This is a genomic window from Commensalibacter sp. A3DC, assembly GCF_047307945.1.
Classification (GTDB): domain Bacteria; phylum Pseudomonadota; class Alphaproteobacteria; order Acetobacterales; family Acetobacteraceae; genus Commensalibacter; species Commensalibacter melissae.
Window position 1 is genome coordinate 25,475 of sequence record NZ_JAXOQA010000003.1, and the last position, 23,611, is coordinate 49,085.

Consider the following 23,611-nt stretch of genomic DNA (forward strand, 5'->3'; position numbering starts at 1 on the left):
TATAAAAAGTTTAGGTAGATTCAACTATGAAATTTCATCGTCATATCCTGTTATGCAGTGTTACAGCCTTTATAGGCTTTAATTCTCCAATCGCAATTCATGCAAATGATACTGCCGTCCGTCCTGTTTCTGTAACCGGATCTGATACAGAAAATTCCATTAAAACACCTGTTGTCAATCTGTATCGCATCCTAAGCCAACTTCAACAGTCCAAGCAAACCCCTGCTGAAAAAGGCATGACCGCCCTTAGAAAAGTTTTAAATGATTCCTATGATTTCTCTTCAATTTTAAGCAGTACGGTTGGCTATCGTTACGATTCATATTCCGAAGCTGAAAAAGAGCAGCTTTTGCAAGCTTTCACTAATTATACAGTTGCACGGTATTATTCCAGTTTTGCCAAAGAAAAAGGTACGGAATTTAAAATTTTACCAAATGTTAAAAATGCAACGACAAACGATGATAAAATTATTAAAACCAGGGTTGGGGACGCAAGTGATATGGGATCAGCAACAGAAATCAACTATCTGTTGCGTAAAACCCCACAAGGATGGAAAATTGTCGATGTGTTGCTGAATGGTCATATCAGTCAAATCGCCATTCAACATGGTGACTTTAGTTCGACCCTGGCAAAAGGTGGCAGTCAAGGATTGATTGAAATGTTAAACAAGAAAACACAATCCTTCATGTCAAAAAACAACTCCTAATCTAACAGTCTATATGTTTTGGTCCTTACAAACGAAAATTAAATTAACACGAATTTTATCCATTTGTACATTACTGGGGTGCATTCAATCTGGAATCAGCTGTCTGCTTATCTATTTCTTTAAAAAAAAAATCAAAAAACAAAAAAAATATACAGCCCCCTCTTCCCTTCCCCCAGTAACAATCTTAAAGCCTTTGGCTAATACAGAACCCCTCCTTTATGAAGCTTTACAAAGTTTCTGCGAACAGAATTATCCAGATTTTCAATTAATTTTTGGCGTTCAAGATAGAAAAGACCCTGCAATTGAAATTGTTCATCATCTACAGAATCAATATCCCAATCGCGATATTAAACTGGTTATCAATCCAGAGATTCACGGGGTAAACCGCAAAGTATCAAATTTAATAAACATGTTTTCCTACGCAATCCATGACTGTCTGCTTATTTCAGATTCCGATATTCATACACCGCATCAGAATTATTTAAGAGAAACCATTCCCTTATTGGATAATGACAATGTTGGACTGATAACCTCTTTATATAGTGGATTACCTTATGAATCCTCTATTGTCCAAATGCTGGCCAGTGCTCATATCAATTATAACTTTATGCCGGGCGTGATACTTTCACGCTATCTGGGCCGTCAGGATTGTTTTGGTGCCTGTGTTGCAATCAAACGATCCATACTTATGAAAATTGGCGGATTAAAAGCTCTGTTACCCTATATTGCAGACGATGCAAAACTTGGAGAGCTTATCAGAAAACAAAATTTAGAGGTTATTCTTTCACCTTCCATCGTTAAGACAACTGTTTCTGAAAATACTTTTCAAGCTTTATATAAACATGAGTTGCGCTGGAATCGTACCGTTTTTACGGTGGAACCCCTTGGTTTTACATGCTCTTTCATCCAGCTTCCCCTATTCTGGATTTCTCTTGCTGTTTTACTGAACCCTCTGGAAAAAAAATCATGGATTAATTTTTTAAGCTGCTGGATTTTTCAATCTATTTGTTGTTTAGTAATCAATAAAAAGATTAAACTTGACCTTAAGTTAATTCCTTTCCTGTTACCCTTAAGGGACTGGACCTCGGCTTCTATTATGATGAGAAGTATTTTCAAAGAAGATATTGAATGGCGTGGACAAAAAATGACTTTTAAAAAAAACCAAGGTTCCAATAGTTAAACGATAGTGATAGATAATTGAACCAATTAAGTATTTTTAAACAACCATAATAAAATAGAAAAAATCAAAGGATTAGTTCCATCATGATGAAGACTCTGTTTCTACAACCTCCCTCCTTTGAAGGTTTTGATGGAGGTGCAGGTTCCCGCTACCAAGCCAAGCGCGAAATTAAATCATTCTGGTATCCAACTTGGTTGGCCCAACCGGCAGCCCTTATCCCGAACAGTCGCCTGATTGATGCGCCCCCTGCAAGAATGACGATGGAACCCATTCTTGCTGATGTGAAAAACCGTGATCTGGTGATCATGCATACTTCTACCCCATCCTTTTCATCGGATGTCAAGGTTGCAAAAATGCTCAAGGATGCAAATCCTTCCCTCAAAATTGGCATGGTCGGTGCAAAGGTTGCTGTTCAACCCCAGGAAAGTCTTGAAAAGAGCGATGTTATTGATTTTGTAGCCCGGAATGAATTTGACTTTACATTGAAAGAAGTCGCAGAAGGTCGCGATTTCAAAGATATTGACGGCATATCCTGGCGGGATGCAAATGGCAAAATTGTTCATAATAAAAACAGGGCAATGATTGAAAATATGGATTCCTTGCCTTTTGTTACCGAGGTTTACAAAAGGGATCTTCATATTGAAGATTATTTCATTGGATATTTAAAACATCCATATCTTTCCCTATATACTGGCCGTGGATGCAAATCACGCTGCACGTTCTGCCTGTGGCCACAAACAGTAGGTGGACATCGTTATCGTACACGAAGTCCAGAACATGTCGCGGCAGAAATTCGTTTGGCTCAACAATATTTTCCACAAGTTAAAGAATTTTTCTTTGATGATGATACATTTACAGATGATCTTCCTCGTGCGGAGGCAATCGCTCGTGAATTGGGAAAATTAGGGGTGACCTGGTCCTGTAACGCCAAGGCGAATGTTCCCCGTAGCACCTTGAAAGTGTTAAAGGATAATGGGCTGCGCCTATTGCTGGTTGGTTATGAAAGCGGAAATCAGCAAATCCTGCATAACATTAAAAAGGGAATGCGAATCGAGGTTGCACGTGAATTCACAAAAAACTGTCATGAACTTGGAATTAAAATCCACGGCACCTTTATTCTCGGTTTACCAGGAGAGACCAAGGAAACAATCCAGGAAACAATCAAATTCGCCACTGAAATCAACCCTCATACTTTACAGGTTTCCCTAGCCGCTCCATATCCAGGAACATTTCTGCATCAGCAGGCACTTGAAAATGGATGGCTGGATGAAAATAATGCGGAATTGATTGATGAACATGGCGTTCAGATCGCCCCTTTGCATTATCCTCATTTATCTCATACGGAAATTTTTGATAGCGTTGAAACATTTTACAAGAAATTTTACTTTCGCGCTCCCAAAATAGCATCTATTGTAGGAGAGATGATCACCAGCCCACAAATGATGAAACGTCGCTTACGTGAAGGTGTCGAATTTTTCCAATTTCTACGAGATCGCCATACATCATAATAAACGATAAAGAAATTTTGTGACAAGAAAAATTCTTATTTCAGCAGATGATTTCGGTTTATCTGTCGAGGTCAATGAGGCAATTGAAATTGCACATCGGCAAGGAGTCCTGAGTACTGCGAATCTTATGATTGCAGGCGATGCAGCTGAGGATGCAATCATAAGAGCCAAAAGAATGCCAAATTTGCAGGTTGGATTGCATGTTGTTGTCATTGAGGGAAAATCGATTTTGCCAAAAAGTGAGATTCCACTTCTTGTCGATGAAAATCGTCTTTTCCCCTCACAACAACTTAAAATGGGAATCAACTACTTTTTCAATCAACACATCCGTAGACAACTGGAAAAGGAAATCAGGGCTCAATTTGAAACCTTTAGGAAAACAGGACTGGCTCTTGATCATATCGATGTGCATAAACATATGCATCTTCACCCAACCATTGCCCAGCTTATTATAAAAATCAGTCATGATTATCGGTTGCAACGAATAAGACTTCCCAAAGAACCCGTTAAGACTCTCAGATCCATTGATCAGACAACCAATCTAGATAATACAAATAACTTGCTGGTTTATTATTGGTGCAAACTTCTTGAAGAACAGATCAAAAAAGCCGGGATGAAATATTTTGATTGGTGCTTTGGCTTATCCTGGTGTGGGCATATGACATTTGACCGTATCCAGAAATTAATCCCGTCCCTACCACAAGGTAATTCTGAATTGTTTTTCCATCCTGCAACCACAAAAACGGGATTATATAATCAACTTATGCCTCAATATGAACCTGAAAAGGAGCTGGAGACCCTCTGTCACCCAGACTTCCCCAAGCTGCTTCAGGAACATGGCATTCATCCAATTACTTGGAAAAACATTTAAAATATCTCAACGGATAGCTGTTTCAATCCAGCCTTTCAATTTTTCCTTTGGTAAGGCTCCTACCTTGGTTGATAAAGGCTGTCCATCTTTGAACAAGATAAGGGTTGGAATTCCCCTAACTCCATAATTTGTTGGCACCTCAGGGTTTTCCTCGACATTAACCTTGGCAACAACTAATTTACCTTGCATTTCTTTTGCTAATTCTTCCAAAACTGGAGCAATCATTTTGCAAGGTCCGCACCATTCCGCCCAGAAATCAACCAAGACGATTTGATCGGATTTCAATACATCCTGTTCAAAACTTTGATCTGTTACTTTTTTAGTAAATTCGCTCATTTCTACCTCATAACTTTTAAAATATTCTTCATATCTACTAAATAGATGACTGTCCTTGATGTCAAATATTATTAAGATTGTCTATATCTGTGCCGGCAAATAATTTTCAAGTAAAGCAATGGGCAATTTCATTATTTTTAGAGCATCCGTCCAAATCAGTAACGGCTCAATTTGATGATATGGATAAATTTCCTTTAATAAGATCCAATAAGATGCCATCTGCCTTAAATAAATTTTGGATACCATTTCAACAGTATCCGGCACTTTTTGACCGGATTTAAAATCACATAGTAAAATTTTATCCGGTAAAATACGCATACGATCAATCTGACCCGTAATGACAAGATCATTGACAATACCTGTTACAGGTTGTTCAACCAAACTATCAGAATCAAACAATTTTTGTAATTCTGGATTATTAATCAACTGGATAACTTGATGAACGATTTTATCCAATTCCTGACCGGATAGTTTAACATTTTCTCGCTTGAACCATTGATATGCCAAGTCATAACGCTTTTCACAAGGGTAATTTGGCAAATATTGTAATAAGGCATGAATGACTCGACCACGATAAAAAGGATCTTTTTTCTTTCTTGTTTTAACCGGTGATATTTTAGAAGGAACCTCACCAAATATTATCCCGTCTGGTCGACTTGGAATATAATGGGGTAATATGACATTTTCATCAGGTAACGCAACAGCCTTTCCTTTTTGTTGCAACCATTTGGGCAAAATTATTGATTTGCTGGATTGATTTCCAAAATCATCCGGTGAACAATTCATATTGTATGAAAGGGAATTACTTTTATTTTCTATAAAATGATGTGTTCCTTCCCAAATTTCTTGGAAAAAACAGGCCTGCAAATCAGGCAACTGCTTCATCGCCTTTTCACAATAATCATACCAAGTGTTTTCAGTTTTTTTATTTTTGGATTTTTGCCAGCCACAAACCAATAACCATTCACTTGCACGCGTTAAAGCAACATAAAGCAGACGATTGCTTTCTTCGGTATCCAATTGCAATTTAAATGACCTATATTCTTTACTTTCCCTAATATCGCAATTTTTATTTGGAACATATAAAGGGATTTTGATATTCTTTTCCGCATCCTCTTTCCAAACCAGAACCTGATCAGATTGAAACCCGCCCTGTTTAGATGCGGGATTCACGGTATCAGGTAAAATGACTAAACGCCCCTGCAGTCCTTTCGCACCATGTACCGTCATAATCCTAACCATATCAAGGTCTGCTTCCGCCTCGTTTTTTATGGTACGTTCGGATTGTTTCAACCAATATAAAAAACCCTGTAAAGATGGGATATGATTATCTTCATATTGCATTGCCTGGAAAAGTAATTCATCAATCGCCTCAAGTGCCTCTTCCCCCAAACGGGCGAGAAATCTTTCCCGTCCACGATGTTCCCCCAAAATCTCAACCAACAAGGCATAGGGCGTAACATAATCCACTCTGGCAAACAATTTTGAGAGCATTAACCATGCCTCCTGCCAGTCTTTCCTTTCCAAATGTCGAATAAACAAGGCATTCCACAAAGTCTGGCCTTTTATTCTTGATCCGGCAAGCTCCATAAGACTTTCTTCATCCAATCCCCCCAAAGGTGATTTTAAGACACATGCCAAGGTCAAATCATCCTGCGGCAATAAAAGCACCTCACAAAGTACCAATAGATCCTGTACGACTATTTGATCAAGCAATTGTGTTTTAACCAGATTGACCAATGGAATATTTTTCATTTTCAGAGCCCGGATCAAGGCCCGTGAAAAATCAGATCGTTTCCGGATTAAAATAAGAATATCACCTGCCCTGATGGGACGCCCACCATAAGGTGGTACCCTGCCGATCTGTCCCTTAATCCAATCGGCAAGACATTCAGCCAAAACCATGTCAGGTGTTGAATGATACTGATTTTTCCTCAATGGTTTCCATAAGGTTTCCAAATCCTCCTTTTCCATATCATCCATCATCGCTAATGGCCATATATCAACCCGCCCGGGAGCAGATATCTTCGCCGAACGATGCTGGCGAAACTGATCCATTGATAAATTATCCCAGACGCCTGTTAATCCATTTTCAGGCGAAAAGACCTGATCTACGAAATCAAGAATAATCTGACTGGAACGAAAGGAAACCCGTAATTGGGGATCCGCCCATAATTCACCTGCCTCTTTTACCTTTTTTGATATTTTTTCACGAAAATTAAAAAATTCCTGTGGCTTTGCCCCCTGAAAAGAATAGATGGATTGTTTGTAATCTCCAACGGCAAAAACCGTTCTGGAATGATGCGAAACAGGATCCTTACCCAATCCCGCAAAAAATTCAGACGAAATATTATCTGCAATCCGCCATTGTTCAGCCGAATTATCCTGTACTTCATCCAACAAAATATGTTCCAAACCGCCATCGAGCTTGAACAAAACCCAAGCGGCACCAGGATTATCAAGCAAATCCAAAGTGTAATTAATCAAATCACTGTAATGCAAAACCCCTTGGGCACGTTTAATATCTTGATAATGTTGCCAAATTAATGAAAAGACATTCAAAAGAGCCCCTGTATATTCATAAATGTCATAGCGATTGATTGTTTCAGCAATCTGATACATATAGTCAGCCTGTTCATTCAACAAAACTGCAATCGCGTTATTTTCCCCCTTATTGACAGTAAAATTTTTAACTTCACCATTTTTTTTAAGCAAGGTCTCCTGTATTATATCCCATTGAACAATTCGTTGATCGCTCGAAAGATCAAACCATCGAATACAGGATTCTATTGCCGCTCTAGATTTTTTATTTTTAATATCCCGATTCAGTTCCAGACATTTTCTAATGTCCTTTTCTGCTGGCCAGATTTCACATACACGAGCTAAATAATCCTGTTTATTGGAAAAATCCAGCTTTAAACATGACCGTAAATAAGCGGAAAATTGTCGCTGTTGAATCAAACGTAAAACTGGCTGTAAATATTGCTGATTTTGTTGTAGTTCCTGTAAAAGCTCCAAAAAATGATTATTATTGATTAATGGGCTTAAGACCTGAATATCATGATCAGAAATTTCATCAATTTTTTCGTTAAAAGCCCTTTTGAAGGTTAATAAATTATCACCCTCCTCAATAACCTTGAACTGAGGAATAATTCTGGCCTCCAAAGGGAAACGCTGCAGGATAGATTGACAAAATGCATGATTGGTTTCAATCCGCATACCCCCTGGTAAATCCAAAATTTCTGCAAACAATGCCCGAGCCGCTCTGCGCATCTTATCGCACGGATTGATTTGTAAATCGAGCAAAGCCCTATCCAGTTCTTGATTCGTATAGCCAACCCATTCACTTAATTTTTTTTGCAACCGAATTGCCATTTCGGCAGCCGCGGATTTGGAATAGGTTAAACATTGGATCCGCTGCGGTTGTATACCGGGATGAATTTTACCCTTTTTATCAGTCCAGGGCATCATTAACCGTAATAAACGATCAACAAGAAGTTTTGTCTTACCGCTTCCTGCCGATGCGGATACAAAAACTGAATAATGCGGATTAGAGGCATCTCTTTGTTGCCTGTTCGCTTCTTCAACAGGATCTGAAAAAGAAAACTGCCGCTGCATCATGATCCCCCAGTTCCCAATCCCCATTCAAGAAAACGAGCCAAATGCTTATAATCTCCAAAAACAGGCAGGGTTTGTACATATTCTTTTATTAAATGAGGACGTGGACGGGATAAATAAGGCTGTTCCTGATCACAATAGGCAATAATCAGCTTTTGAAGAACTTGCCAGTATCTTTCGCTTAAATTTGTGGCATCCCCTTCTTTTTGAATATTATCTATATGGATTTCCTTACCTTCCTCTATTCCCCCCTTTAACTCCCAATATGTAAATTTTGAAATTTCATGTTCAGCCAGACTTTTATCAAACCCGCCATAATAAGCCATTGCCGCTTCCAAGGGTAACTGCGGAAACAATCCGTTCTTCACATTTATACACGCAGGGGTAACACCTGTTTTGTAATCATATATTTCTACAGTTCCATCCGTGTTTAGCTGTATTCGATCCGCAACACCCCGTAAGGTAAAGTCAATTCCTGCGGACAACTGAAAATAATGATGGCCTTCTTTTTCAAGATAAAACTGAGGAAGCATTCGACTATTACGACGTGACTTTTCCTGTTGGTAAACCCAATGGGCAATTTTTAATAACCGTGCATGCCACCATTTCTTATAAGAAATTAAGATATCCTGACGTTTATCCAGTACATCCAAAAGAGTCTGCTCTATTCCGCTTAGCGTCCATTGTTTGCTATAATTTTCATAAACATTCTTTAACCCTTCATGAACTATCAACCCAAAAATACTGGTTGATCGATCTTCCTCCAAACCAACAATTTTTCTTAAATTAAGTATTTTTTTCGCATAAATCTCATAAGGATCCTTTATCCATCGCTCAACATCAGTTATGGAAATGGATTTTGGACGCAACGCCGGCAAAGGTTTCGGAGAAGGACATTCCATTGGGGTTGGAGATCCATCTGGTTGATCAAGATATTTTGTCCACAACAAAGCCGGATGCTGCTGAATCACACTCTTACGCCCCTTCAACCACGCCTTAAGACGGACAATCCAACGTGATTGCACAACTGGCGCATTTTCCTGTCTTAACGGTGAAGACAAAATCACTTCTGGTATCGAACAACACAAAGCCATAAAAGCATAGGCTGTACGACCTATTTCAATATCCGGCAGTCCCATCCCCATTTTTTCACGCATCGGGCGGCTTAGCCAAGAACCAGAATCAATGGAGGGTGGCCATACCCCTTCGGATAATCCCCCTAAAATTACCATATCAACATTCTGCAACCGTGCTTCAAGCAATCCCCAGATATATACCCTTGGATGAAGCTGTTTAACCTCTCTCCCTTGTAGGGCACGGCGCGTGTGAACAATTAATCCTTGAAACGATGCCCTGAAAATGCTGGCAAATTCAGATAAAGTAACCACCTTTATATATTCAGTTTCAACAATAAGATCTCTTAAATGCTCGGCAAGTGCATTTCCCTCTTCAGCTTTCCATAGAATATCCTCTCCATTCTGTTCTTGATTAGAGGCAAGCTGTTCCGCAGCTCTTGCCAAATACGTCACCCATTCGCCAACCGTATATTTTGTAGTTTTTCCCAACAGAGTTTGCACATTCTGTTTCAATCGATCCAGCAAGCTGACCAATTCAGATGAGTTGGAAAAAAAATATGCGATATCGGTTCTTAGGGTATCCTTATCCAACAGCTTAATTTCTTCGATTTTCCGCTTCAATGCCGCTTGAATGACTGATAAACCAGAGGCTGCAAATTGTCTTAGAATAAAGATCTCCAGCAAACGGCTATAATCACGGCATAAACTGGCAGGCAATCCACAACAAGCAAATGGATGTTTAAGTAAGGATAATAAAGATAAAGGGGTAAAATCCTCGACACAAGCTTGCAAAATCAAATTTAAAAAGACTGTGCCGGCCGTTTTATAAAGTGGTTCACCAGCACTATCATCCGCGATAACCCCCCACCGTCCCAGTTCCAGAGAAACACGCATTGCCAAATTACGATCAGGTGTAACAAGTGCAATTCTTTTCTGTGGAATTTCCAGGGCATCTCGAATCATTAACGCAATGGCTATTGCCTCTTGCTGCTGATTGAGCGGTTCAATTAAAAAACATTGATCCAAATGTACAAGACGCCGGTTTATTAACCAGCTTTCCAAACGGTCAGCAGGTAATAAAATTTGCTGAAATGCTGATACACGCTCCTTACAAATTGGTTGAACACATGTATGATCCCAGTATTGAAAATCAGAACGCTTAATACCTAATGCCGAAAACATTTTGACAAGTTCGGCATAGGGATGCGTGACAGGCAAAGCATTCCAGCTTTCCTCTGACAAATCCTCCTGTAACCCGGAAACAATCAAACGTCCGCGTGGCAATTGAACAACCGTGGACAGAAATTCAACAATAACGGGCCTTGCATCTGCAAATCCGACCACCCAAACTGGATCCTGGCATCCAGAATTCCGCCAACTTTTAGCCTGGGTTTTTAAAAGAGCTATTACCCTTTCTACGGGATTCATCAATTGATTATCCTGTAACCATTGAGGCCATATCTCGGTTATAATTGATAGAAATTTTAGAATATTTTGCCAGTGCTGTGCATATTCATCCTCAACCGCTTTTGATAAAGCCGTCTTTAAATCACATCCAATCCATTCCGCCTCATCCATTAAATCAGCCAGGGATTTAGCCAAATTCCAAGCTTCACCAGCCTGAATTTGATTACCAAGCTCATGATTCATTTGTATAATTAACGATGTCAGAATTGATAATCTTTTTACAGGATGAACTGCGGGAAAAAGTGTCAGTTCCTCTTTGCTATTAAAAGATAATCCTGCCTCATCTATAGTGCCAATGGAAATAATTTTGGGTAAAAGCAGCGGTTTCCCTTTATTAACTTTAATAAAACTATTAATTAACGCTTTTACGGTTCTCTGATTGGGAACAATAACCATTCCACACGGGTAACCCCCTTGAGAATGCATTTCCTCCATCCATTTTTGAGCAATCGTATCCAAAAATACTGCATTAAAGGGGATCGTGATATATTTAGACATTTTCAAATAATCATGAAGGTCATTTTATTATTCAAGCAAGTTTAGCCGTTCATCCCAGCCTGAAAGGACAACACGACGCCCGGAATCAGAATGTAGAGAAAAATCAATATGCAAAGCCCCGTCAGGAACAAAATCCTGCAAACGCTCTGGCCATTCGACCAAGACAACACCCTCCATTGCATCATCCCAATCCAACTCGATTAAATCCTGTTCATTTTCCAACCGCCACAAATCATAGTGATATAAATGAAATTTTGGGCTTTCATAATGTTGTACCAAGGTAAAAGAAGGACTGGGAACTTCCATTTCAGAATCTTCACAAATAGATCGCAAGAATGACCGAACAAAAGCAGTTTTACCAATACCCAAAGGACCTGATAATAAAATGGCGTCACCTGTCTGTATTAAACGGGAAATTTTTACAGCCAAATCATTTGTTGCTTGCAAATTTGGTAAATCATACATTTTTATAATCATGATTACATAAAACTTAACTGGTAATAAAACGATTTAATAATAACTTACAGAAAGTTAACATTTCTAGATTACAGATATGTCTTGATAATAAATATATTCAATAAAATTCATTTTATAACAATTTTTTTTCAAACTATTATTTTATGCTTATTTTAATATGTAAACTCTTTGCAATCATCCTTATAATTCTATTTTTTTCTTATATTAAAGGTCAATATAATGATTGGAACCTCTATCACGACTGATATTGCCATAATTGGTACGGGTCCGGCCGGCTTATTTGCCGCTTTTGAATGCAGTATGCTAAAAATGAAGTCTATCTTGATTGACACACTGGATACAGTGGGGGGACAGTGTTCAGCCCTATATCCAGAAAAACCAATTTATGATATTCCCGCTCATCCAAGTATTACCGCACAATCTCTTATTGATTCTCTAGAAAAACAAATTGAACCTTTTGATATTCCACGCCTTTTATCAAACAAGGTTGTAGAAATGGAAGGTCAGAAAGGAAATTTCACTTTAAAAACCGATAAAAACAATATCATTCATGCCAAAGGCATAATCATTGCCATTGGTGCAGGGTCTTTCGGTCCGAATCGTCCACCGTTGGAAAATATAGAAGCTTATGAACAGGCCAAAACCGTTCATTATTACATCCGAAAAAGTGATTCATTTATAGACAAAAATATTGTCATTGCCGGTGGAGGGGATTCAGCGGTTGACTGGGCACTGACCTTAAAAGATAAGGCCAAATCCATCACCTTGATTCATAGAAGAGACCGTTTCCGGGCTTCACCGGAAAGTCTTGCACGTCTTGAAACGGCGATTTCAGAAAAAAAAATCAATAAACTTGTCCCCTACCAGCTTCGTAAGCTGCATGGAAAACAAGGCGTTCTAGAATCAGTTGATATTATTTCACTAGACAAACAGATTAGATCTCTTCCAGCCGATCATTTACTGGCCTTTTTTGGCCTGACCACTGATCTTGGCCCTTTACAATCCTGGGATATTGACATTATTCAAGGAAGAATTCCGGTAACTCCATCGACCTGTGAAACAAGTCTGGAAGGAACATTTGCCATCGGAGATATCGCTTTTTATCCAGGAAAATTAAAACTTATATTACAAGGATTCAGCGAGGCCTCTATGGCTGCTTATGCGTTATATAATATTGTTAATCCAGAAACACCACTGCATTTTGAACACTCAACAACACACGGAATTCCAGTAAAACCATAGATCCCAGTTTCCAAGGTCTTTATAATGATGCAACCCTATATTTCCATAAACCCTGATCTTTTTACCAAAAATGCGGGGGCAACTTTATCTATTGATTTAAGTGCGATTATAAAAAATTATGATTTGCTCAATAACAAAACAAAAATGGCACGATGTGGGGCTGTCGTCAAGGCAAACGCTTATGGACTGGGAATGTTACCGGTGGCAAGGGCATTACAAAAAACAGAATGCAAGAATTTTTTTGTTGCTTATCTAGATGAAGGAATTGCACTTAGATCAATATTGGGAAATGAATACGCAATCTATGTCCTGAACGGTTTTTATCCATATGATGCCAAAACATTTATCAATTATAACCTGATCCCGATTCTAAATGACCTGAAACAGGTAAAGTTATGGGTACAAATATGTAAAGATGCCAATTTTAATTATCCTGCCGCCTTGCAATTTGATACAGGCATGTCTCGTTTCGGTCTTGACATAAACAATTTAAGAATCATCCAGGATGAATCTATATCACCTTTCATTCCTACCCTGACCATCAGCCATCTAGCCTGTGCCGATGATCCAAATCATTCATTAAATCTTATTCAATTGCAACGGTTTAAGGCTTTTATCCATCACTTTCCTTCCGTACCGGCCAGTTTATCAGCTTCAAGTGGTATTTTTCTAGGTGAAAATTGGCATTTCGATCTAACACGTCCAGGAGCGGCATTATATGGGATCAACCCTGTTCCTGGACACAAGAATCCCATGTATCCTGTTGTGACATTACGAAGTAAAATCTTACAATTAAGGGAAATTCCCAAAGGGGCCACTGTCGGTTATGGTGCAACGTTCACAGCAGACAAAGCGTTAAAACTGGCTATCGTTTCAACGGGCTATGCAGATGGTTTTTTTCGATCACTCAGCAATAAAATCTGCGTCAAACATATTGATCACCCTGACATTCCCTTGCCCGTAATTGGGCGAATTTCGATGGATTGTTTATGTATCAATATATCACCCCTTGCCAACAAAAAAGTTATGATTGACGATGAAATAGAAATTATTGGCCTCAACTGTCCAATTGAAACAATAGCCAACGCAGCAGATACAATTGGTTACGAAATTCTTACCGCCCTGGGAAATCGTTATCGGCGTATTTACAATTAAATAAAAAAGACAGGGTGGTACGATACAACCCTGTCTTGAACAACTAATTAAACGGAATAATTAGTTAGCAGCTGGAGCTGCTGCGTCTGTTGCTGGAGCTTCAGAAGCTGCCGCTTTTTTAGCATGGTGTGCTTTTTTACCATGATGCGCTTTTTTACCGTGATGCGCTCTTTTACCATGATGAGTAGCTGGAGCTGCTGCGTCTGTTGCTGGAGCTTCAGAAGCTGCCGCTGCTGGAGCAGATGCTGGTGCTTGAGCCGCTGGTGCAACAGCGGCAGGAGCAGGAGATGCTGGTGCAGCTTCTTGAGCGAAAGCTGGAGCTGCAAAACCTAATACAGCTGCTGTTGATAGAGCGAAAGAAAGACGACGAGCTAATAATTTCATTTTATTCCCAATCAAAATTATCAATTAAAATCGTATCGAAAATCTATATCCGATATGTGAAAAAGTTAGCATAACCTGATGGGTTTGTCTTACATTATAATTGCATTATTTTTGCTATTTTTTACAATTATGCCTTAATTTGGTCTTATTTCATTTCTTAAAAGAAAACAGAAAATCAGCAATCCTTGCAATCGTGTTAATTATAAAATGACCTGTTTTAAAATCAAGTTACAAATTGTTACATACAGGATCATATCCTATTATAATCCTGTATAAATTTATGTATAATCAGCTTTCAGCTCTTTGTCTGACGTGACGTTTCCGCTCATGTGGATCAAGATATAATTTGCGAAGACGAATGGCTGACGGTGTAACTTCCACCAATTCATCATCCTCAATATAAGCAATAGCCTGTTCCAATGACATTTTTCTTGCCGGAGTCAATAAAAGTGCCTCATCTTTACCCGCAGCACGCATATTGGTTAATTTTTTTTCTTTGATTGGATTAACATCCAGATCATTTTCACGAGAATGTTCACCAATAATCATTCCGACATAAACCTTGTCAGAAGGTTCTACAAACAAAACCCCTCGATCCTGTAAAGAGAAAAGGGAATATTGAACGGCAACACCATTTTCGGCAGAAATCAACGAACCATTACGACGCCCAGCAATGGGTCCAGCCCAGGGACCATAACCTGAAAAAAGCCGGTTCATGATCCCGGTTCCCCGTGTATCCGTCAAGAACTCGCTATGATATCCAATCAAACCCCGGGAAGGAATTGAGAAAGTCAATCTCACTTTTCCGCCACCAGATGGATTCATATCCTGCATTATACCTTTTCGTAGGGACATTTTTTCAACAACAACCCCAGAATAAGGTTCATCAACATCAATAAGAACCTCTTCATAGGGTTCTTCTTTCTCACTTGTTTCCTCGTTAATGCGGGTTAGAACTTTTGGACGGCCAATAGTCAGTTCAAATCCTTCCCGACGCATCGTTTCAATCAAAACACCGAGCTGTAGCTCTCCACGTCCAGCCACTTCAAAAGCATCATTTTCAGCACTATCCGTAACACGAATAGCAACATTACCCTCAACCTCGCGATACAGGCGTTCACGAATTTGACGAGAGGTCACCTTTTTTCCTTCACGTCCACCCAAAGGACCGTCATTAATGCGAAAGGTCATAGATAGGGTTGGAGGATCAATCGGGGTAGCATGTAAGGGTTCAGTTATTTCTGGAGAAGCAATGGTTTCTGAAACCGTTGTATTGGATAAACCTGCCACAGCCACGATATCACCAGCCTGGACCTCCTCAACAGGAACACGTTCCAGGCCTCTGAAGGCTAACAATTTTGTTAGACGGCCTGTCTCAATAATTTTACCATCATGTTGCAAAACACGAACAGGCATATTTACCCTTGCCGTTCCCTGTTCTACCCGTCCGGTTAATATACGTCCAAGGAAATTGTCATATTCAAGGATAGAAGCAACCATTGCAAAAGGCGCATCAAGGTTAACCGTTGGTGCCGGAACGTGTTTGACAATAAGATCAAACAGCGCACTTAAATCCTCTTTATGATTTTCAATTGTATAATCAGCCCATCCCTGACGCCCTGACGCATAAAGCATTGGAAAATCCAGCTGCTCATCATTGGCACCCATCGCTGCAAACAGGTCAAAAATTTCATTATGCACTTCATCCGCACGAGAATCTGAACGGTCAACCTTGTTCACCACAACAATGGGGCGCAAACCACGATTCAAAGCTTTTCCAACTACGAATTTAGTTTGTGGCAAAGCTCCCTCGGCTGCATCAACCAAGACAACCGCCCCATCAACCATTGATAAGATACGTTCAACCTCCCCCCCAAAATCCGCATGTCCTGGGGTGTCAATAATATTAATTCTTACATTATTCCATACAACAGAGGTACATTTGGCAAGAATCGTAATTCCTCGTTCACGTTCCAAATCATTACTATCCATTGCACGTTCAACCACATGCTGATTTTCACGAAAAGTTCCGGACTGCTGTAATAACTGATCAACCAACGTTGTCTTGCCATGGTCAACATGTGCAATAATGGCAATATTTCGGATCTCCATGATGTTTTTCATTCTCCAACAATACAAAATATGTATGTTTCGCATTATCTACAAAACATACATATTATTCTTTTTTTCAAAAGTTACGTAAATTAATAACAAAAGTTATTTTTATCAAAAAAGCCAAAAATTAGAAATTCATGACTTCTTTCAATTCCGGTAATGGTCTGGCACCCACATGGGAAATAACTTCCGCAGCCACAACACTTCCCAGACGACCACATTCGGCATAAGTCCTGTCTGTTGTCCAGCCAGCCAAAAATCCAGCAACATAAGCATCACCTGCCCCTGTCGTATCCACAACAACCGTTGGAACACTTGCAACCTCTATCCGCTCTGAATTGGCAAGAATAACACTGCCCTTCTCACCACAGGTTATAACAGCGATTGGAATATCCTGCGAAGCATTTTGAATGGCTTTTTCCAAATCTTCCGTTTCGTATAGTGCACAAATTTCAAATTGGTTTGCGAAAACCATATCCACGTGATTTGATACAAAATCCTTAAACTGTACCAGATGTCGCTTTACACAAAAAGGATCGGACAAACTCAACGCGATTTTCCTTCCTGCTTTGTGCGAAATATCTGCAGCCTGATAGAATGCCTTTTGTGCAAGTTCACCATCAAATAAATATCCCTCCAATAAAGTTATTTTGGCATGACTTATGACATCTTCATCAACATCATCTGGTGTAAATTGAGTGCAAGCCCCCAAATAAGTATTCATGGTTCTTTGTCCGTCGGGCGTTACAAAAATAATTGACCGAGCTGTATATAGATTTGGATGCAGGGATGATTTTAAAGGGGTCGATGGAAAATAAACACCACCCTGCTGAATATCTTCTGCAAAGCGTTTTCCGACGGTGTCATCCGCAACTTTTCCCAAATAAGCCGTTTTTGCCCCCATCAGGGCCGCAACAAAACAGGTATTTGCCACTGATCCCCCACTCATTTGTTTTTCCGGCTTTATCAGGCTTTTCAAGGCCTTGACCCGTTTTGCATCAATCAAACTCATACTTCCGGGTATCATTTCCTGTTTTTCGAGAAAATCATCATTAACTCGTGTCAATATATCAACAATGGCATTCCCTATTCCTGCAATATCAAATTCAACATCATCCTCTTTCTTCCGACCAAGTAAATTTTTAAAACCACGCATAAAAAACTCTTTCCTTTCCATATAATTATAAAAATTATATTCACTAATCTTAAATGATGTTATTTCTTTTTCTTGCCAGCATACTTAAAAAGTAATTAATATATTTAAAACATTTACTAATTTTTCAAAAATCTTCAATCTGTTTTGACTAAATGTCATTTTTCCCTAGCAGGTCTGTTATACTTTGCTTTACAAACTATACAAGAAGCCATTATTAAACAACAAAAATAAACCGTAACCCAACGTTACCCGATTTTACTTTGTTCTTTAAACGAAAGTCTTATCTTACAATGAATAATATAACCCCTATTCTTGAAAAAAAACTTATTAACCGAAATACGCTTTTAAACAATACAGAACATACATATTCAAATGACGCATCCCTGAATCGCAGGGCTCTTGTCGTTGGTCAGGGTATACACATACAAGGTACGTTTAATGACGTTGAAACACTCATAGTTGAAGGAACGATTGAAACCTCTTCAATCAAGTTGAAAAAACTTGTCATTCAGCAATCTGGAGTTTTCCGTGGAACTGTTGAATCCCAGGATATTGAAATAACCGGGATACTGGAAGGCAATATTACCGCTCAAGGGAATCTTACAGTCACTGCAAGTGGCAAGCTCCTTGGCAAGGCGAAATGCCGACGCCTTAAAGTTGAAGATGGTGGACAAGTCACCGGACAGGTTGAAATGATTACCACGGACAAACTGAAACAAACGTCAGCTGTCGATTATAGCAACGATAAAGAGGAAGTGGTGACAGAAGAAGTTAAATCTTCAGCAACTTAGTCGAAATAATAAACAAATATTTATGTAACCATATCTTCTCTCATCAAAATTTAATTTTATGAGAAAAGATAGATTTATTAGGCAACGTTATTCTTACGATCTTTCAATTTTACATAGGCGATCTGAACATGTTCCAAACAATAGGGTTTACCCGGAACGATCGGCGCCTTGCAAAAATGAAAGTCTTTTTCGCCTGGATCACCTATCGGCCAACAGCATTCTGAATTTGATTTTCGATAAGAAGGCAGCTCTTTTGGTGATATAAATTCAAGCTTTTTACGTTTTTTAGTCCTAACCTCAAGCTTCTCTTTAACTGATTCGTCTTTGACAGCATTAATCTCTTTTGATTCTATAACAGTCTGTGTAACGGTTTTATTTTTTTTAGACTCATCCTTTTTTGATATAGCATTTTTTTGAGATTTTGTTTCACCCACTTTATCTTTTGTTACACTCGCCTTGCGAATCGGGGAAGGTCTTCCCTCAAGTCCCAATCGATGCGCTTTACCAACAACAGCGTTTTTCGTTACATTAAGCTGTCTGCCAATTTCCGCTGTTGAAAGACCTTGTGCCCATAATTCCCGTAGGCGGGCAACGATTTCATCAGTCCATTCCATACATTTTCACCTTAATTACATCACTTTATAAATAACAAATAATTTTTTAAAAACAAAATTCAAACTTTTACAAATTTTAATGTTTTATCTTGAACGGATATCATGAGTTTCCCTTCACATAGATCAATGGCATCTTTTCCAAAAACTTCATGACGCCAACCTGTAAATATTTCCAAATCTCGATAACCCAAAGCTATTTTTTCAATATCCTTACTACTGGCAACCAGCTTAGGGGCCACTTTATAAATTTCACATTTGGCCAATAGCATTACCTTTAACAACGAAACCAGAGCTTCTGATGGTTTTTCTGCAGGATTTTTATAGATAAAAGGGGTTGGTAATGATTCAGAATCAATCGTTTTCGTTTTTTTTATAATTTCTAAGACAGATTGACCATCTTGGCCGTTGGCAAAATCTCTATTAATACCTCTTGTTTTTTCCAAGGTTTTTACAGTATCGGGTAAAGCCACGGCAATAGCAATAAGACTTTCATCCCTAATGAAATGATGCCTTGGGATATTCACCTTTTGAGCTTTCTCTTCACGCCATTGTATTAAATAAGATAAACAGGCCAATGATCGACCATTACGAATTTTTGCCCCTAATTTTTTACAGATTTTTTCAATAGGAGGTAAATAAAAATCTGGATTGGACAAAAGTTCCATTTCAGAAGCAACCCAACTTAAGCGATTATCCAATCGTAATTTTTCATATAAAATTGGAAAAGCACTCCACAGATAGGTTACATCTGCAACTGCATAATCCTGTTGTGCTTTTGTTAAGGGACGTATTGACCAGTCACTAAACCGATAGGATTTATCAACCTTATGGTTCAGTAACGATTCAATCAATGAATCATAACCGATTTGATTTCCAAACCCTGCAACCATTGCAGCAATCTGCGTATCAAATATCGACACAGGCAAAAAGCCAAATAAATGCAAAAAAATTTCCAAATCCTGCTGAGCGGCGTGAAAAACCTTAACAATCTTTGGTTCAAGCAATAGAGGGGTTAATAAGGATAAATCAATTGTCTTGGAAAGAGCATCAACTAAATAAACCTGATGACTACCTGCAATTTGAATTAAACATAATTCCGGCCAATAAGTCGATTCTCTTACAAACTCAGTGTCCATTGTTACATAGTTTTCTACCAACAATGAATCAACCATTTGTCTCAGAGAATGACTGTCTGATATTAATTGAGGAGCAGGAAATTCCTTAAATGATTTCATAAACAATTAAATTAGTTACACTGAAAATCGTTATAAATAATATGATTTTCAAGGTAATTTAAATTTCCTCCAATTTCCTGTTTCTGTGTTTTTACAAGATAACTCTGCATGATTACAAACACGGTTTATAAAATAATTTGACATTAATCTCAAAGTATCAATAGACAAAAAAGATTAATTTAACAAAATTGTATTCATTAACAATTCCAAAACACTCGTTGATAAGAGACCTGGTCCAGTACGCTTCCCCTATATTGGCAAATGCTTTTGTTTCAGTCAGATTTTTTATTTTATTTTCCATTTTTGATACGATCAAACCATTTTCAATATAGGAATCATTTCCCTGAACATATAATAAAAAACAATCAAATTCCTGATAGACAAAAATATTATCCAGACTTGCATAACAATCAATTTCAACATCAATATATTTGCAATAGATAACAGAAACGAAAAATGTCTGATTGCATTACTGGATAAATACAGCAACCCTGAAATAAATTAGCAAATTCAAAAAGATAATATTGCTTTATAAAATCATAAGATTGATCAAACATTGGCGTGTAACAATATTTTAAATTTTGCCGCCTGTTTTTCTTCCTCTGTAAACATCTTGTTTTTTCAATCCTATTGTAATACCAACATCACTAAATTCTGTTTCCGTTTTCATATAATATGATTAAAGTAAATCCAATATAAACTTAATCGATATTATGAATTCAAAAATGTTATATTCAACCTTACAGTAAAAGGTAAAACAATGAATGATACCAAAGAACTTAAAAACTACCTGACCCAGCTTGGGGCAAATACCTCTTTACCTCAATCTCCATCCGAAGCAAAACTTGAAAAAGTGCCTGCCCCTTATCCGGAATATGATTATACTATTCGTTTTACCGCACCAGAATTCACATCATTATGCCCAATTACCGGACAGCCAGATTTTGCTCATCTTGTAATCGACTATATTCCAGATAAATGGATTGTCGAAAGCAAATCACTAAAATTATATTTGGCAAGTTTTAGAAACCATGGAGCTTTTCATGAAGCTTGTACAGTTGAAATCGCAACCACACTGACAAAATTACTTGACCCAATATGGTTACGAATTGGTGGATATTGGTATCCAAGAGGGGGAATGCCTATAGATGTTTTTTGGCAAACCAGCACACCTCCCGAAAATATATGGATTCCTTCACAAGATGTTCCTGCCTATCGTGGCAGATAATATCTTTCATTACTAAAGGGTTTGGTTATGTTTACCTGAAACAGCCAAATCAATAATAGCATTGGCTCCCTGCATTCTGTCAATCAACTCACGTTGCTTATCAGTATCATTGGTACCTGAAACCCTATTATACTCTTCCTGCAATTTTGCCAAACGCTTGATCCCTTCCTCTTCAGAAAGTTCATTCAATTTTCTGACTTGTTTGGCAAGAACAGTACAACAACTTTCTTGCATTTCGGCAAACCCGTCTTCAACAAACAGACGATGGATAACCTTATTGTCCTGATAAAGATCAATCACTCCAGCACGAAGAAGAAAAATCATTGGGACATGACCTTCCATTGCGGCAATATCCCCCTCTAAAGCAGGTAAAACAGCCATATCCACTGCCTGAGAAAGAACAACTTTCTCGGGACTAATAATTTCAAGTTTGATTGACATTATTATTTTCCTTTATGGCTTTTAACCGTTTATTTTTCTTCTTGTTTCATTTTTTCGGCTTTTGCAACTGCCTCTTCAATAGTGCCTACCATATAAAAAGCAGCTTCTGGCAAATCATCATGTTTTCCATCGACAATTTCTTTAAAGGAACGGACTGTATCCTTTACTGCCACCAATTTACCTGGCATTCCGGTAAAGATTTCAGCAACATGAAAAGGCTGAGATAGGAAACGTTGAATACGTCGTGCCCGTGCAACAATCTTTTTGTCTTCTTCGGAAAGCTCATCCATACCAAGAATTGCAATAATATCCTGTAAAGATTTATAGTTTTGCAGAATTTCCTGTACCCGTCGCGCAACCTCATAGTGTTCTTCACCAACGATACGAGGATCCAAGGAACGTGAAGTTGAATCCAGAGGATCTACAGCAGGATAAATACCCAATTCAGCAATTGAGCGGTTTAAAACTGTTGTCGCATCCAAGTGAGCAAATGTTGTTGCTGGCGCGGGATCCGTCAAGTCATCCGCAGGCACGTAGATAGCCTGAACAGAAGTGATAGAACCTTTTTGCGTAGAGGTAATGCGTTCTTGCAATGCACCCATTTCAGTTGCCAATGTCGGTTGATATCCCACGGCGGAAGGAATACGACCCAGCAGGGCAGACACTTCAGAACCAGCCTGGGTAAAACGGAAAATATTATCAACAAAGAATAATACGTCCTGTCCAGCTTCATCACGAAAATATTCTGCAACCGTCAGACCGGATAACGCCACACGCGCACGGGCTCCAGGTGGCTCATTCATCTGGCCATAAACAAGAGCAACTTTTGAGCCGTCAGTTTTACCCTCATTAATCTTGATAACACCTGCATCAATCATTTCATGATACAGGTCATTTCCTTCACGGGTTCGTTCACCAACGCCAGCAAAAACTGAAACACCACCGTGACCCATCGCAATATTATTGATCAATTCCTGAATCAAAACGGTTTTACCAACACCGGCACCCCCGAACAGACCAATTTTACCACCCCGTAAATAAGGGCAAAGAAGGTCAACAACCTTGATACCGGTTTGCAGGATTTCAGTTGTTACACCCTGTTCCTCGAATGAAGGAGCCTGGCGATGAATTGGCATCCGCTTGGCAGAATGAACAGGACCCATTTCATCAATCGGTTCACCAATAACATTCAAAATACGACCCAGTGTTTCAGGCCCGACAGGAACGGAAATCTGGCTACCCGTATTAATCACTTCCATTCCACGAACCATACCATCTGTTGAATCCATGGCGATACAGCGCACTTGGTTATCACCGATTTCCTGTGCAACTTCCAATACAAGCGTACGATCCCCGACCTTACATGTTAACGCATTTAAAATATAAGGAAGCTCCCCTGTAAACTGCACATCAACAACAGCACCCTTGATTTCTGTAACTTTTCCCACAGAATTACTTTTAGATGCCTGATTTTCTTGATTCCCCGCTTCTGAATCACCCATTGTTGCATTACTT

The 23,611-nt window shown here is 38.8% G+C and carries 19 protein-coding genes; 8 read left to right on the forward strand and 11 right to left on the reverse strand.

The genetic code is table 11. The features are described from left to right. Nucleotides 1-26 precede the first annotated feature (26 nt). The 4 genes from U0839_RS00675 to hpnK all read left to right on the forward strand — a co-directional run bounded on the left by U0839_RS00675 (nt 27) and on the right by hpnK (nt 4,263). Entirely contained in the window at nt 27-704 is a 678-nt protein-coding gene (locus tag U0839_RS00675; RefSeq protein WP_413549869.1) for an ABC transporter substrate-binding protein, read from the forward strand. 13 nt (nt 705-717) lie between these two features. After that, the gene (hpnI, locus tag U0839_RS00680) at nt 718-1,884 is read left to right on the forward strand and encodes a bacteriohopanetetrol glucosamine biosynthesis glycosyltransferase HpnI (protein ID WP_155565912.1); all 1,167 of its coding nucleotides are present in this window, start codon (nt 718-720) and stop codon (nt 1,882-1,884) included. 83 nt (nt 1,885-1,967) lie between these two features. Continuing rightward, a complete protein-coding gene (hpnJ, locus tag U0839_RS00685) occupies nt 1,968-3,392 on the forward strand; it encodes a hopanoid biosynthesis associated radical SAM protein HpnJ (RefSeq protein ID WP_155565913.1) in 1,425 nt (474 codons plus the stop codon). A 19-nt stretch (nt 3,393-3,411) separates the two neighbouring features. Continuing rightward, nucleotides 3,412-4,263 (forward strand): hopanoid biosynthesis-associated protein HpnK, encoded by an 852-nt coding sequence (hpnK, locus tag U0839_RS00690; protein WP_370533609.1) that lies wholly within the window; start codon nt 3,412-3,414, stop codon nt 4,261-4,263. Between the two features lie 6 nt (nt 4,264-4,269). Here hpnK and trxA read toward each other — a convergent pair whose 3' ends face one another. Genes trxA through tsaE form a run of 4 tightly spaced genes read right to left on the reverse strand, consistent with a single transcriptional unit; the run spans nt 4,270 to nt 11,723 of the window. Beyond that, a complete protein-coding gene (gene trxA, locus U0839_RS00695) occupies nt 4,270-4,659 on the reverse strand; it encodes a thioredoxin TrxA (protein ID WP_370533615.1) in 390 nt (129 codons plus the stop codon). Between the two features lie 21 nt (nt 4,660-4,680). Further along, nucleotides 4,681-8,244, reverse strand: coding sequence for a double-strand break repair helicase AddA (addA, locus tag U0839_RS00700; protein WP_155565914.1), 3,564 nt, complete (start codon nt 8,242-8,244; stop codon nt 4,681-4,683). Further along, on the reverse strand, nt 8,217-11,258 hold the full coding sequence (addB, locus tag U0839_RS00705; protein ID WP_413549870.1) for a double-strand break repair protein AddB: 3,042 nt from the start codon (nt 11,256-11,258) through the stop codon (nt 8,217-8,219). The genes addA and addB overlap by 28 nt, the downstream gene beginning before the upstream one ends. 27 nt (nt 11,259-11,285) lie before the next feature. Further along, nucleotides 11,286-11,723 (reverse strand): tRNA (adenosine(37)-N6)-threonylcarbamoyltransferase complex ATPase subunit type 1 TsaE, encoded by a 438-nt coding sequence (tsaE, locus tag U0839_RS00710; protein ID WP_232347493.1) that lies wholly within the window; start codon nt 11,721-11,723, stop codon nt 11,286-11,288. 231 nt (nt 11,724-11,954) lie between these two features. On the opposite strand from tsaE, the gene U0839_RS00715 reads away from it, so the two are divergent. Then, nucleotides 11,955-12,977 (forward strand): NAD(P)/FAD-dependent oxidoreductase, encoded by a 1,023-nt coding sequence (locus U0839_RS00715; protein WP_413549871.1) that lies wholly within the window; start codon nt 11,955-11,957, stop codon nt 12,975-12,977. Nucleotides 12,978-13,001: 24 nt separating this feature from the next. Continuing rightward, entirely contained in the window at nt 13,002-14,132 is a 1,131-nt protein-coding gene (gene alr / locus U0839_RS00720) for an alanine racemase (protein WP_413549872.1), read from the forward strand. 60 nt (nt 14,133-14,192) lie between these two features. Here alr and U0839_RS00725 read toward each other — a convergent pair whose 3' ends face one another. The 3 genes from U0839_RS00725 to U0839_RS00735 all read right to left on the reverse strand — a co-directional run bounded on the left by U0839_RS00725 (nt 14,193) and on the right by U0839_RS00735 (nt 17,787). Next, nucleotides 14,193-14,516, reverse strand: coding sequence for a hypothetical protein (locus U0839_RS00725; protein WP_122124040.1), 324 nt, complete (start codon nt 14,514-14,516; stop codon nt 14,193-14,195). 288 nt (nt 14,517-14,804) lie between these two features. Then, nucleotides 14,805-16,628, reverse strand: coding sequence for a translational GTPase TypA (gene typA, locus U0839_RS00730; RefSeq protein ID WP_122124041.1), 1,824 nt, complete (start codon nt 16,626-16,628; stop codon nt 14,805-14,807). Nucleotides 16,629-16,758: 130 nt separating this feature from the next. Further along, nucleotides 16,759-17,787, reverse strand: coding sequence for an adenosine kinase (locus tag U0839_RS00735; protein ID WP_122124042.1), 1,029 nt, complete (start codon nt 17,785-17,787; stop codon nt 16,759-16,761). A gap of 290 nt (nt 17,788-18,077) precedes the next feature. On the opposite strand from U0839_RS00735, the gene U0839_RS00740 reads away from it, so the two are divergent. Beyond that, entirely contained in the window at nt 18,078-18,578 is a 501-nt protein-coding gene (locus tag U0839_RS00740) for a bactofilin family protein (protein WP_155565920.1), read from the forward strand. Between the two features lie 77 nt (nt 18,579-18,655). On the opposite strand, the gene U0839_RS00745 is transcribed toward U0839_RS00740, so the two are convergent. After that, nucleotides 18,656-19,192, reverse strand: coding sequence for a GcrA family cell cycle regulator (locus U0839_RS00745; RefSeq protein ID WP_155565921.1), 537 nt, complete (start codon nt 19,190-19,192; stop codon nt 18,656-18,658). A 59-nt stretch (nt 19,193-19,251) separates the two neighbouring features. Beyond that, nucleotides 19,252-20,427 carry a ribonuclease D gene (gene rnd, locus U0839_RS00750; protein WP_155565922.1) on the reverse strand — a complete coding sequence of 392 codons (1,176 nt, stop codon included), beginning with the start codon at nt 20,425-20,427 and terminating at the stop codon, nt 19,252-19,254. Nucleotides 20,428-21,187: 760 nt separating this feature from the next. On the opposite strand from rnd, the gene queF reads away from it, so the two are divergent. Then, nucleotides 21,188-21,655, forward strand: coding sequence for a preQ(1) synthase (queF, locus tag U0839_RS00755; RefSeq protein WP_155565923.1), 468 nt, complete (start codon nt 21,188-21,190; stop codon nt 21,653-21,655). 12 nt (nt 21,656-21,667) lie between these two features. Here the strand turns inward: queF and atpC are convergent, their stop codons facing one another. Both atpC and atpD read right to left on the reverse strand, forming a co-directional pair. Beyond that, on the reverse strand, nt 21,668-22,096 hold the full coding sequence (gene atpC / locus U0839_RS00760) for an ATP synthase F1 subunit epsilon (RefSeq protein WP_155565924.1): 429 nt from the start codon (nt 22,094-22,096) through the stop codon (nt 21,668-21,670). A 29-nt stretch (nt 22,097-22,125) separates the two neighbouring features. Further along, on the reverse strand, nt 22,126-23,598 hold the full coding sequence (gene atpD, locus U0839_RS00765; protein WP_110438630.1) for a F0F1 ATP synthase subunit beta: 1,473 nt from the start codon (nt 23,596-23,598) through the stop codon (nt 22,126-22,128). Between the last annotated feature and the right edge of the window lie 13 nt (nt 23,599-23,611).